Origin of the sequence: Sediminicola sp. YIK13, from assembly GCF_001430825.1 — a bacterium.
Taxonomy (GTDB): Bacteria; Bacteroidota; Bacteroidia; order Flavobacteriales; family Flavobacteriaceae; genus Sediminicola.
The window spans coordinates 235,457-247,612 of sequence record NZ_CP010535.1 but is presented as its reverse complement, the minus strand read 5'-3'; the positions used below and the strand labels follow the sequence as shown (position 1 = coordinate 247,612).

Annotated in this window: 13 protein-coding genes; 6 read left to right on the top strand and 7 right to left on the bottom strand. The window is 39.0% G+C overall.

The features are described 5' to 3' along the window. Position 1: 1 nt before the first annotated feature. The 6 genes from SB49_RS01085 (at position 2) to SB49_RS01065 (ending at position 6,221) form a co-directional block, all read left to right on the top strand. Positions 2–928: an alpha/beta hydrolase gene (locus tag SB49_RS01085; protein WP_162254198.1), complete on the top strand. Its 927-nt coding sequence runs from the start codon at positions 2–4 to the stop codon at positions 926–928. A gap of 2 nt (positions 929–930) precedes the next feature. Next, positions 931–1,095 (top strand): Arc family DNA-binding protein, encoded by a 165-nt coding sequence (locus SB49_RS15835; protein WP_082591048.1) that lies wholly within the window; start codon positions 931–933, stop codon positions 1,093–1,095. Between the two features lie 72 nt (positions 1,096–1,167). Continuing rightward, a complete protein-coding gene (locus SB49_RS01080; protein WP_062053042.1) occupies positions 1,168–3,369 on the top strand; it encodes a DUF5916 domain-containing protein in 2,202 nt (733 codons plus the stop codon). Position 3,370: 1 nt separating this feature from the next. Then, positions 3,371–4,174: a Cof-type HAD-IIB family hydrolase gene (locus SB49_RS01075; RefSeq protein ID WP_062053040.1), complete on the top strand. Its 804-nt coding sequence runs from the start codon at positions 3,371–3,373 to the stop codon at positions 4,172–4,174. A gap of 32 nt (positions 4,175–4,206) precedes the next feature. Next, positions 4,207–5,469, top strand: a complete 1,263-nt coding sequence (locus SB49_RS01070; protein WP_062053038.1) for a DUF819 family protein — start codon at positions 4,207–4,209, stop codon at positions 5,467–5,469. Positions 5,470–5,513: 44 nt separating this feature from the next. Continuing rightward, positions 5,514–6,221 carry a DUF4369 domain-containing protein gene (locus SB49_RS01065; protein ID WP_062053036.1) on the top strand — a complete coding sequence of 236 codons (708 nt, stop codon included), beginning with the start codon at positions 5,514–5,516 and terminating at the stop codon, positions 6,219–6,221. A 59-nt stretch (positions 6,222–6,280) separates the two neighbouring features. Here the strand turns inward: SB49_RS01065 and SB49_RS01060 are convergent, their stop codons facing one another. The 7 genes from SB49_RS01060 to SB49_RS01030 all read right to left on the bottom strand — a co-directional run bounded on the left by SB49_RS01060 (position 6,281) and on the right by SB49_RS01030 (position 12,125). Further along, positions 6,281–6,550 carry a hypothetical protein gene (locus tag SB49_RS01060; RefSeq protein WP_062053034.1) on the bottom strand — a complete coding sequence of 90 codons (270 nt, stop codon included), beginning with the start codon at positions 6,548–6,550 and terminating at the stop codon, positions 6,281–6,283. A gap of 147 nt (positions 6,551–6,697) precedes the next feature. Beyond that, entirely contained in the window at positions 6,698–7,660 is a 963-nt protein-coding gene (locus SB49_RS01055) for a type I phosphomannose isomerase catalytic subunit (RefSeq protein ID WP_062058724.1), read from the bottom strand. Between the two features lie 2 nt (positions 7,661–7,662). Continuing rightward, on the bottom strand, positions 7,663–8,124 hold the full coding sequence (locus SB49_RS01050) for a peroxiredoxin (RefSeq protein WP_062053031.1): 462 nt from the start codon (positions 8,122–8,124) through the stop codon (positions 7,663–7,665). 3 nt (positions 8,125–8,127) lie between these two features. Then, positions 8,128–8,535: a 6-pyruvoyl trahydropterin synthase family protein gene (locus tag SB49_RS01045; RefSeq protein WP_062053029.1), complete on the bottom strand. Its 408-nt coding sequence runs from the start codon at positions 8,533–8,535 to the stop codon at positions 8,128–8,130. 2 nt (positions 8,536–8,537) lie between these two features. Continuing rightward, the gene (gene idi, locus SB49_RS01040; protein WP_062053027.1) at positions 8,538–9,065 is read right to left on the bottom strand and encodes an isopentenyl-diphosphate Delta-isomerase; all 528 of its coding nucleotides are present in this window, start codon (positions 9,063–9,065) and stop codon (positions 8,538–8,540) included. A 104-nt stretch (positions 9,066–9,169) separates the two neighbouring features. Next, on the bottom strand, positions 9,170–10,132 hold the full coding sequence (locus SB49_RS01035; protein ID WP_062053025.1) for a PorP/SprF family type IX secretion system membrane protein: 963 nt from the start codon (positions 10,130–10,132) through the stop codon (positions 9,170–9,172). A 4-nt stretch (positions 10,133–10,136) separates the two neighbouring features. Continuing rightward, positions 10,137–12,125 carry a gliding motility-associated C-terminal domain-containing protein gene (locus tag SB49_RS01030; RefSeq protein WP_145758338.1) on the bottom strand — a complete coding sequence of 663 codons (1,989 nt, stop codon included), beginning with the start codon at positions 12,123–12,125 and terminating at the stop codon, positions 10,137–10,139. Positions 12,126–12,156: the final 31 nt, after the last annotated feature.

The window sequence follows — 12,156 nt, the reverse complement described above, 5'->3', positions numbered from 1 at the left end:
TATGAGATTACTTATTATACTGATTGCATTACTGCCCTTTGTTGTCCATTCCCAGAAAATCACGCAAGAGGAATTAACTTTAAAAAATGGCGAAATAGAACTTCCAGGCACTCTTTCCCTGCCTGAGTTCCAAAGCAAACTCCCTCTGATCATTTTCATCCATGGCTCGGGGAATGTCGATAGAAATGGAAACCAGGCAGGTGTAGGCATAAATGCAAATTATATAAAGGCCCTTTCCGATAGTTTAAATAAAAGGGGAATTGCCTTCTACAGATATGATAAAAGAACGGCTACCTTGTCTAACCTGGAAAAATTGGGAAGTATTACTATTATGAATTTCATGGATGATGCCAAGATCGCCATTGACCACTTTAAAAATGATCCAAGGTTTAACTCCTTATTTTTAATAGGACACAGTCAGGGATCCTTGGTAGGAATGCTCAGTATTACCCCAGATATCAAAGGCTTTATTTCCATTGCAGGGCCAGGGCAAACCATCGATAGTACAATCTTGGAACAATTACATAAACAGAACCCCGATGTGGCAAAATTAGCTGAAGAGCACTTCACCGAACTTATGACAACGGATACCATTGTTAATGTTCATCCTTTTCTGATGCAGCTTTTTAAGCCGCAGAACCAGAGTTTTATTAAATCTTGGATCGTATTGGATCCCGTAGCGGAAATAAAAAAAATCAACATTCCCATCTTATTGTTAAATGGGGGTGAAGATCTCCAGGTAACCGAAAAGGACTTAGAGATATTAAAAGAGGCCCAACCCAATGCGAAAAGCGAGTTGGTACCACATATGAACCACGTCCTCAAGGAGGTATATTCCACATCGGAAAATCAAAAATCCTATTTTCAGGAAAGCTATCCATTATCGAGTAAACTTGTCGAATTAATAACAGCGTTTATCAACCCTTGATTATGAGTAAGAAAAAAGCGTTCGCCCTACGGTTAAATGAAGATATGCTAAAGGCCATTGAGAAATGGTCGGCAGATGAATTTCGTAGTGTGAACGGACAAATAGAATGGATGTTGATGAAAAGCTTAAAAGAGGCAAAAAGAGCCCCAAAAAAAGACCGGGAATGATCTCATTTGGAATTTTGGGATTTTTTTAACGATTTAAACTACTATTTTTAGGCCGCAAACAATTCATGCTACATGTTTAGAATACCTTTATTTCTTGCCATCGTTCTATTTACGACCAATACCTACAGTCAAAATGAAAAAAAATCCTTTGTCGTAAAGTATACCACAGATAAAATTACGATAGACGGAGTTTTGGACTACCCAACATGGGACAATGCCGAATCCATTGGGGAAATGCAACAATATTTTCCTTCCGACTCTATCCCTGCCATACAGCAGACAGAGATAAAAATGTTATACGACGATACTCACTTGTACGTAAGTATTAAAGCATATACAGAAGGGAACGACTTCATCATCCCTTCTCTTAAGCGCGATTTTAGAGCAGGAGGCAATGACAACATAAGTTTGATGTTCGATACGTTTAACGATGGGACCAATGCCTTTTTATTTGGCACCAACCCATTAGGGGTGCAAAGGGAAGCCCTTATATCAGGTGGAGGATCGGACACCAGTGGCTTTAATACTTCTTGGGACATCAAATGGAAAGGGGAATCTAAAATCTATGATGGATATTACATTGCGGAAATGGCCATACCCCTTACTTCTTTTAAATTTAAGGAAGGGGAAACAAAATGGCGTTTCAATACCTATCGTTTCGATATGCAAACCAATGAGACCAGCACATTCGCTAAAATCCCCCAAAACCAACTGATATTTAGTTTGGCTTTTATGGAGGATATGATCTTTGAAAAGCCATTGGGAAAATCAAAAACGCCTATAGCCCTAATTCCCTATATCAACACTATCGCCCAAAAGAATTATGAGAACGATGAAAGCCTATCCAATTTCAAGGTAGGAGGAGATGCAAAATTGGCCATTGGAAATGGTATGAACTTGGATATCACCCTGAACCCGGATTTTTCCAATGTTGAAGTGGATGATGTTGTCACCAACCTTACGAGGTTTGAAATTAACCTTCCAGAAAAAAGGCAATTTTTTATAGATAACAGTGACCTATTCGGAGATTTTGGTGGTCGAAGAGATGCAAACCCTTTCTTTTCACGTCGTATAGGAATAGCTAGGGATACTGCTGGAAACTCCATACAGAACAATATTATAGGAGGGGTTAGGCTGAGTGGAAAATTAAGTAATGATTGGCGATTAGGCTTCTTAAATATTCAAACAGAAGAGGATCTTGAAAATGAAATACCCTCCAATAACAATACTATGTTGGTGCTACAAAAGAAAGTTTTTTCCAGATCCAACATAGGCATGTTTTTCGTAAACCGTCAATCTTTCAAGGATTACGATTTCTTGGAGGAAGATGAACGGTACAATAGGGTGTTGGGAATCGATTACAACCTAGCTTCAGAAGATAATACTTGGACTGGAAAAGTATATGCACACAATTCATTTGAACCCGATGGAGAAGGAAACAAGGATCTGTCAACTGGCCTAAACCTTAATTATAATAGCCGATATTTCAATGTGATCATGGATGGTATTTATATTGGAGAGGACTTTAGATCGGACCTTGGCTTCGTCAGAAGAACAGATATCATCAAGGCCGTAACTGGATTTGAACGCATATTTTGGCCTAAAACAGGAAACATAAACAGTCATTCCTTTAATTTCTTCCCAATCTTTACCTGGGTTCCCGGGTTAGATTATAAGAATACCGATTATGAAATAAGAAGTTCTTGGGGCGCGGAATTTAAGAATCAGGCTAGATTCGAGGCCCGAATGGTGAACAACTACACCTATCTAATTAACGGTTTTGACCCCTCCAATACCGATGGGGGTATTCCCTTACCATCCGATCAGGGGTATTACTATACGAATTTTGAAATGCAGTTCAATTCGGACAGAAGAAAAGTATTCTCTTACCGCATCGAACCTTCTTACGGTGGATTCTTTAATGGCGAAAGACTGTCCTTTAGGAGTGAGTTGAGCCTTAGATTTCAACCCAAAGCCTTTTTGTCCCTGTTGATAGATTATAACAATATTTCTTTACCAGCCCCCTACTCCAGTGCTGACCTTTGGCTGATCAGTCCAAAAATAGAGATCACTTTCAGCAAGTCTGTTTTTTGGTCAACCTTGGTGCAATACAGCAACCAAAATGATAACTTAGGATTAAATTCAAGATTACAGTGGCGTTTTGCCCCACTATCAGATCTTTTCATTGTATATAACGATAATTATTTTGTGAATAATTTTGAGCCAAAGAATAGATCCATCAATCTTAAATTGACCTATTGGCTAAATATTTAAAATGAAGTTTAAAGTTTTATGTTCAGATTTGGATGGCACTTTGCTATCAACTAAAAATAACGTTTCGGAGTTCACCATAACCGAAATTCAACGCATTAAAAACGCGATTAGGGTTATTTTGGTTTCCGCTAGAATGCCTAGATCCATGACCTATCTCCAACGAAACTTGGGGATTGAGGACCAACCAATAATTTGTTATAATGGCGCCTTGATTCTGGATGGCAAAAAAGAACTGTCCTCAACGGTCATGACTATGGACCATCTTGATGAAGTCTACGATTTGTCCGAATCCCTCGGGATAAGATTAGGTCTGTACCACAAGGACGAATGGTATGTGGAAGAAAATACGGAACGTGTTAGAAAAGAGATACACCATACGCAGTCCACACCAATCTTCAGAGATACAGTGGAATCCATCAAAGACTGGAAAAATCGCCAAATTGGCGCCCACAAAATCATGTTAATGGGCACTGAAATTGCCACGGACACAGCATTTTCAAAGCTCCAAAAACAATTGGGCCAAGAACTTCATGTGTACAGATCTAACGAAACCCTGATTGAGTTGTCACCTAAGTCCATTTCCAAGCTATCGGCCATACAATTGTTGCTAAAAGAGGGAGAAACCCTTGATGATGTTATTGCCTTTGGAGATAATTACAATGACATGGAAATGTTGCAACATGTAGGCCATGGCGTGGCTGTAGCTAACGCAAGGGAGGAGCTAAAACTGATCGCCAATAGCGTCACCCTAAAAAATACCGAGGACGGGGTTGCCCATTTCATTAAGCGGCATATTATAATTTAATTATATTTGGCAGGCATACAATTGCTTTATACATGAACGATCCCCTAATTTCCAACGATACCGTTGTTTTTGGCCTTATAGCCCTTTGTTTGGGTTTTATTTTTTATACCTCATCTCGAAGAACAGGATTTTGGAAATCCTTTTACAGCGTGGTTCCAGCAGTTTTAATGTGTTACCTCCTACCCGCAATTTTAGCAAGCTTGGGTATTGTTTCCGATGAAAAATCCAATCTCTACTTCATGGCCAGCCGGTATTTATTACCTGCTGCTTTGGTATTGATGACCTTGAGTATTGACTTAAAGGCTATTTTGAACTTAGGTTCCAAAGCACTGATCATGTTTTTAACCGGTTCAGCGGGAATTATTATTGGAGGCCCTATAGCCATATTGATTGTTTCTATCTTTTCACCCGAAACCGTGGGAGGAAATGATTTTGATGCTATTTGGAGAGGGTTGTCAACTATTGCCGGTAGCTGGATAGGTGGTGGTGCCAATCAGGCGGCCATGCTGGAAATTTTTCAATATAATCCTGAAAAATACGGGGGCATGGTCCTTATTGATATTGTAGTGGCCAATGTTTGGATGGCTATTATTCTTTTAGGAGTGGGCAAAACTAAAAAAATAGACAAATGGCTGAAAGCCGATACTTCTGCCATAGAATCCCTAAAAATTAAAGTAGCACATTATACCGATAAAATTACTCGGGTGCCTACTCTTAACGATTATATGGTTATCCTGTGCTTTGCGTTTACGGCTGTTGGTATCGCCCATTTTTTTGGAGATTACCTCAGTGAAATTTTAACCAACTCCTTTGCCTCGGTCAGGGATACCAAAAGCTTTTTATCCTTTTTGGGCTCCAATTTCTTTTGGATGGTGGTCATTGCTACAATTTTGGGCATTCTCTTATCCTTTACAAAAGCCAAAGAGTACGAAGGTGCAGGGGCCAGTAAAATTGGAAGTGTGTTTATATACATATTGGTAGCCACCATTGGGATGAAGATGGACTTAGGGATGGTACTAGAAAATCCAGGATTGATAGCTATTGGGTTTATATGGATAGGAATACATGCTGGACTCCTAATTCTAGTGGCCAAAATAATAAAGGCCCCATATTTCTTTTTGGCCGTAGGCAGTCAAGCAAATGTGGGAGGTGCGGCCTCAGCTCCAGTGGTTGCGGCAGAATTCCACCCATCATTGACCTCCGTAGGAGTTCTTTTGGCAGTCTTTGGGTACGTGGTTGGTACCGGTGGTGCTTTATTATGCGCCTACCTCATGGAAATTGCCTCAAAAATTTAATTTTTCATAAACTTTCATCATATTTGCGGCACTAAACAAACAACATGAAGAACATTTTATTTTTGGCCCTAATCGGCATTTTTATGATATCCTGCGGTGGTGATACCGAGCAGACCATGACCGTTTCCGGTAATGTAAAAGGACTTAAAAAAGGTACTCTGTACTTACAAAAGATACAGGATTCCACCTTAATTTCCATTGACTCCCTTGACGTTGAAGGCAATGGTAATTTTGAATTTAAAACTGAATTGGAGAGTCCAGAAGTTTTTTACCTATACCTGAAGAAAGAAGATAATAACGACATCAATGACCGTATCACCTTTTTCGGTGAACCAGGAAATATCAGTATTAATACTTCATGGGATACTTTTGATACCAAAGCAAAAATTGAAGGCTCTGAGACCCAAAAAAAATTAGAGGAATACAAAGGTGTGATGACGAAATTCAACACCAGGAATTTGGAATACCTCAAATTTACATTTGATCCTCAAATCAAAAAGGATTCAATGGCATTGGATTCTGTAAAAAAACTGAGTGACAAAAATATTTTGAGGGGGTACCTATATGCGCTTAACTTCGCACTGAACAACAGAAATTCGTACATCTCTCCTTATATTGCTTTAACCGAAGTCGCAGACGCCAATATTATATACTTGGATTCTATCAATAACTCCCTTAGCCCTGAAGTTGCTAATTCCAAATATGGCAAGGATTTAAAAAAGTATCTGGAAGAAATAAGGAAAAATGAGTAACAAAAAAAACATCCACCAAATGGTGGATGTTTTTTTTATATGCATTAGGTAATCTTGGATTAGCCTAAATTATTCAATTGTTCTACCAAAGTTGTTGCCTTTGCTTCCAAGTCGGTCTTTACAGACTTTAAATGCTTTGCTCTGTCCTCAACATCTTTCTTATTTACTTTTACGATCAATTCATCGAATGTTGAAATTGCATTTTCTATCACAGCAGATCCTTCTTTTGAATTTCTATTGTTGGTAGATGCCTCCCATAAATAAACTGCCTCGATAATATCTCCTAAAACATAATTGATATCCTTTTTTAAATCTCTTATACTTGCCATTTGTACTACTTTTAATTTTTTACAAAAGTACACTTTTTGATAGGAATCAAATATTTTATGGTTCTCTTTTTATTTCCTTTAAATTTGAGTAAAATATAAGCTTATTTACTAATATTCTGGAGCTTTTATCCCATCCTCATCTAATTTTCAAATAGTCACTTCCAACAATTTGGCTCCTGAGGTTTGTATTCCAATCTTTTTTGAGGCTGCGGGCATCAAAACTGTTTCCCCTTTTTGTATTTCCGCTGTACCATGTTCATTGGAAATGGAAGCTTTTCCACCAACGCACATATAGATAGTGAAGGAGTCCCTATCGGATACATTTTGATCCAGATCATTCGTCAATTCAAGAAAATTGGTCTTAAAATAAGGACAATCCACCATAGTATTTACAGTATCCTTTACCTTAGGATAGGCCACCTTAAAATCGTCCTTCATTCCATAATCAATAGCATCCAATGCCATTTCTGTATGCAGTTCCCTCAAATTCCCATCTTTGTCCTTTCTATTGAAATCGAAAACCCTATAGGTTACATCTGAAGTTTGCTGAATCTCTGCCAATAGAACTCCCGCACCTATGGCATGGATCTTCCCTGTATTGATAAAAAAGGTATCACCTTCTTGAACAGTTTCATAATTCATCAAATCCAATAAAGTATCATTCTCCAAGTTTTTGGAGTATTCCTCTTTGGTGACTTCTTTATTGAACCCTACTATTAAATTGGCGTCTTGATCTGCGTCCATAATATACCACATCTCAGTTTTGCCAAAAGAATCATGTCGTTTTTTTGCCAGTTCATCATTGGGGTGCAGTTGTATGGAAAGGTCTTGTTTGGCATCTATAAACTTTATAAGAATGGGGAATTCCTTCCCAAAACGCTCAGTAACTGCTTTTCCCAAAAGCCCTTTTGGATCAGAATTTATAAGCTCTTGAAGCGAGGCACCCGCAAGGTTTCCGTTGGAAACCACAGATACATCACCTTTAACCGTTGAAAGTTCCCAGCTTTCGCCAGTGATATCGCTTTCTATGGATTTTCCTAATACATCTTTCAACTTGGTCCCTCCCCACAAACGTTCCTTGAGTATTGGGTGAAATTTCAATGGATATATGTTCATTTTGCTACCGCTGATTTTAAGGCCTCCAATGCTTTCTTCATATGTTTTGAAGCACTGATACTATTAAAGACCATGATTACATTTCCTTTTTTGTCGATGACATAGGTTTCCCTACCTGGTAACAAATTAAAGAGATTATTATCCACTTTAAAGCTTTTCCTTACCTTTTTCTTTTCGTCGGACAACAAAATAAAGGGCAATTCATATTTCGAAGCGAATTTTTGATGCGATTTCTCGGAATCCGAGCTGATGCCTATCACTTCTGCCCCCAATTCTTTAAATTCCTCATAACTGTCCCTGAAAGAACAAGCTTCCTTGGTGCAGCCTGGTGTATCATCCTTTGGATAAAAGAAAATGACCATGGCCTTGCTTCCTACAATACTGTTACTGGTAAACATATTTCCATGCTGATCCTTCAAAGAAAATTCTGGCACCCTATCCCCTATTTGTAAAGCCATGGCCTAGCCGGAAAAGGTTACAAAATTCCTTGGGGTCTCATAAAGGACCACCTCCAATGCATTGGCAGCGTCTATATGCGGCCTAAGTTTTTGCCAAATGACCACTGCAATATTCTCAGCAGTTGGGTTCAATTCCTTAAACTCTGGGACCTCCACATTCAGGTTTTTATGGTCAAAAGAATCCTCCACCTCAGCTTTTATAAGGTCCTTTAATATCTTAACATCTATGACAAAACCAGTTTCCGGATCTATTTCTCCGGTAACACTTACGATCAACTCATAATTATGACCGTGGAAATTGGGATTGTTACATTTCCCAAAAATCGAATCATTCTTTTCAAAGCTCCAATCCTTTCTGTACAACCGATGTGCTGCATTAAAGTGCGCCTTTCTACTTACCTTTACTTTCATGCCTATTGAGGGGTTTGGATTAAATGATTGTAAAATCGTTCAAAAATAATTTTGAACCATGCCGTATATGTATCCGGATTTTTTGAAATATCATCTTTTACGTCTTCAGGCTTCATCCATTTCCAATTGGCCACCTCATCAGGATTGATTGATGGATCTGCCTCATAGTTCCCGATCATCACATGATCAAATTCATGTTCTGTAAGGCCATTGTCAAATGGGGCCTTGTAGATAAATGAGAATAGCTCAGTCAATTCGGTTGAAAACCCCATTTCCTCTTGGAGCCTGCGTTTACCTGCAGCTATATTGGTCTCACCCACTCTTTGGTGACTACAACATGTATTGGTCCAAAGCAATGGAGAGTGATATTTATGGGCGGCCCGCTGTTGGAGCATGGTCTCGCCTTTTTCATTCATTACAAATACGGAGAATGCCCTATGAAGAAGCGCCTTTTCATGGGCTTCCATCTTGGGCATGGTTCCGATCTGTTCATCGGATTGGTTAACTAATATTACATTTTCTTCTTTCATACTGTAAAAATAAGACCTTTACGTAATTTTAAAAGTTAACTGCAACATAAAAAAAGCCACTTTTTAAGAAAAAGTGGCTTTCATAAAATATAATAAAGGTTTTTTTAAAAGAATCTTGGGGATTTTAGATTGTCCAGTGCCTTTATAAAGTCGTATCTGATAATCACCTCAAACGATCCATCATTGAACATAGCGCTTCCAAGTGCAGTGGTTTCCCTGTCATAGGCCAAACCAATTAGCATATTGTTCTTAAGGTTAAACCCTATCATTCCACTGACGGCTGCATCCCATCTGTAGGCGGCTCCCAAAATAAATTTATCGTTGTACATGACATTTGCGGAAACATCCACTTGTAGTGGTGCACCCTGAGTCACCTTAGTCAGTAATGCTGGTTTAAATTTCCAAAACGAATCCAATTCAAATACGTAGCCTGTGATCAAATAAAAGTTCATTTGTTCCTTTGCTGTGGAAAGGGAAGACTCCTCAAAATGTGAAGTTTCCAAAAACCTGGGAACAGAAAGCCCCAAATAATAACGTTCTGTATGGTAATAGACTCCCGCCCCTACATTGGGGGATAATTTATTCTGTATATCCTGTTGCAAGGTTGGATCCTGCCCATTGGAATAATCTTGATTCAATTGAGAAAAACGAATGTCCAATAAATTGGCACTTGCCTTTAATCCAAACGACAATCTTCCTTCTGTTGACGTGTAAATGGTATAGGAAAAATCCAGATCAAAATTAGTTTCCGAAGTTGGTCCTATTTCGTCGTTGACAATAGAAAACCCTAATCCGACACCCCTATATCCTATTGGGGAATGAATGTTCAAGGACTGCGTGGTTGGAGCACCTTCCAAACCAACCCATTGCGACCTGTAAAGGGCAGCAATACTCATATGCCCTCTGGAACCTGCATATCCCGGGTTTACGGTCACTGTATTGTACATGTACTGGGTGTACTGTGCATCTTGTTGCGCACATACAGTTGAAACACTACTAAAGGCCAACACAAAAAGTAAGAAGCTTATCGCGAAAGAGGTAGGTTGATATCGGTGTAAGTTCTTCATTAGGTTATCTATTTATATAAATGTATCCTGATAGGGACTTTGTTTTTCCAGCGGCTTCCTCATAATCCAAGATATAGAAGTATGTTCCTACTGGGAGTTGATTATCCTGATTGACAGTTACCCTACCATTTGAAGTACCATCAAAATAGTTTCCTTCTGTTCCATAGGCATTTGTAGTATAAACCAATACACCCCATCTATTGAATATTTTCAGGCTATTATTTGGATAATTTTCCAAGCCGGTAATTTTTAAGATATCGTGTATTCCGTCTCCGTTAGGGGTTACAACATTAAATACTTCAATCGTTCCAGCATTAAGCTCAATTAAGTCGGAATCCAAATAATCTGGAATACCATCCCCGTCGGCATCATCGTTGGTATAATCGCCATCACCATTTAAGTCTTCATCCCTAGTTTCTATACCATCATCATCATCGTCTGTATCCCTGTAATTGGATTCTTCATCCCCATCGGTATTTGGCAAATCTGAGTAAGGATCATTAAACTTGTCGTTAACATCTGTATCAATAACGGTTACTCCCTCAAATCCATCATCCAGACCATCATTATCCTTATCTGATCCTAACCAAACAAAATCGGCAATACCATCAAAATCGTAATCATGGGCTTCCACGATATCGGGAACATTATCATTGTCACTGTCCTCATCCAAATAGTCTGGCAAACTATCGCCATCCGTATCCACTGGAAAGAGTCCGAACAATCCGTTTTGTTCATAATTATCATCCAAGCCATTTCCATTATTGTCCTGCCCACTAGGAGGAATATAACCAGCTGTAGATTGTGCCTCAACGTTATCAGGAATACCATCGTCATCACTATCAATATCCAAATAATCAGGAACCCCGTCCCCATCAGAATCTGTTGGGTTTGTAGCTGGATCACCATCGGCATCTAAATTCAGATCTTCAAAAGCATCCAATATTCCGTCATCATCGCTATCAATATCTACAACAGCAGTAGAATTGACTACTATTGTAATTACTGCCGTACTGCAATTCCCAGCATTGTCACAGATGGTATAGGTAAAGGTATCTGTGCCTACAAATCCAGGATTGGGGGTGTATATCACCACATCATCCGATGGATCTGTGGCGCTGCCATTGTTGTTAATAGTTATGGTCCCGTTCGTTGGGTTAGTTGCTGTAAACGTTCCTAGGGTAGGGATGTCATTATCGTTGTTTGACCAAGAATTTATGGTGAAAAAGGTGTCCTGATCCATAGCAAACATATCATCAAAAGCATCAACAATAGGCAAGACATCTATATTTACCGTTGCTGAACTGCAATCTCCCATGGTATTACAAACGGTATAGGTAAATGAATCCGGTCCGTTATAATCTGGATTAGGAATGTAGGTGACAATATCATCTGTTGGATTATTTGGCGTACCATTATTATTGATACTAACCGTTCCATTGGCCGGGCTCGAGGTTGTTAAACTTCCTGTAGTTGGCAAGTCAATATCATTATCATAAATAGGAACAACTACAGATTCATCTTCATTTACGGTTATAAGGTCGTCTTGAAGATCGGCAGATTGATCTAAACAGACCACCGTAAAACTTGGTAAATCAATACTGTTACCTGCTTTTAGTAAGGTGGCGGTATATTTTGTCACATTTTGATCCGCAGTAACTATGGGTTTCAATTGATCCCCGCTTACGGCAGGAGACCAGGTAATCGTAGCACTAGATCCCACATTGGCAGATATATCCAATGTTACCTGATTATAAGGGTTGTTACAATTAGTAACAATAAAATAACTGGTAGCATTTCGCCCACAAAGGGTACCATCATAAGTTGCAAAATAAACTCCAGGGACGGTCACCTCATAAAAGAAATCAGTACCCAGAACAGTAGTAGTAGTATCTGAAGCCTCGTACCATTTATAATTATTCTCATCGGTGCTATTGGGTGCTTGCAGTAAAAACTGCGCACCCACTTTGGCAACACTGAAAAGTGTAAACACGATGGTTAAAAATAGTAAATGATATTGTTTG

What these genes read in the sequence shown, in the direction of transcription:
- SB49_RS01085 (WP_162254198.1), top strand. Translation starts at nt 2, where the DNA reads ATGAGATTACTTATTATACTGATTGCATTACTGCCCTTTGTTGTCCAT.
- SB49_RS15835 (WP_082591048.1), top strand. Translation starts at nt 931, where the DNA reads ATGAGTAAGAAAAAAGCGTTCGCCCTACGGTTAAATGAAGATATGCTA.
- SB49_RS01080 (WP_062053042.1), top strand. Translation starts at nt 1,168, where the DNA reads ATGTTTAGAATACCTTTATTTCTTGCCATCGTTCTATTTACGACCAAT.
- SB49_RS01075 (WP_062053040.1), top strand. Translation starts at nt 3,371, where the DNA reads ATGAAGTTTAAAGTTTTATGTTCAGATTTGGATGGCACTTTGCTATCA.
- SB49_RS01070 (WP_062053038.1), top strand. Translation starts at nt 4,207, where the DNA reads ATGAACGATCCCCTAATTTCCAACGATACCGTTGTTTTTGGCCTTATA.
- SB49_RS01065 (WP_062053036.1), top strand. Translation starts at nt 5,514, where the DNA reads ATGAAGAACATTTTATTTTTGGCCCTAATCGGCATTTTTATGATATCC.
- SB49_RS01060 (WP_062053034.1), bottom strand. Translation starts at nt 6,550, where the DNA reads ATGGCAAGTATAAGAGATTTAAAAAAGGATATCAATTATGTTTTAGGA.
- SB49_RS01050 (WP_062053031.1), bottom strand. Translation starts at nt 8,124, where the DNA reads ATGGCTTTACAAATAGGGGATAGGGTGCCAGAATTTTCTTTGAAGGAT.
- SB49_RS01045 (WP_062053029.1), bottom strand. Translation starts at nt 8,535, where the DNA reads ATGAAAGTAAAGGTAAGTAGAAAGGCGCACTTTAATGCAGCACATCGG.
- idi (WP_062053027.1), bottom strand. Translation starts at nt 9,065, where the DNA reads ATGAAAGAAGAAAATGTAATATTAGTTAACCAATCCGATGAACAGATC.
- SB49_RS01035 (WP_062053025.1), bottom strand. Translation starts at nt 10,132, where the DNA reads ATGAAGAACTTACACCGATATCAACCTACCTCTTTCGCGATAAGCTTC.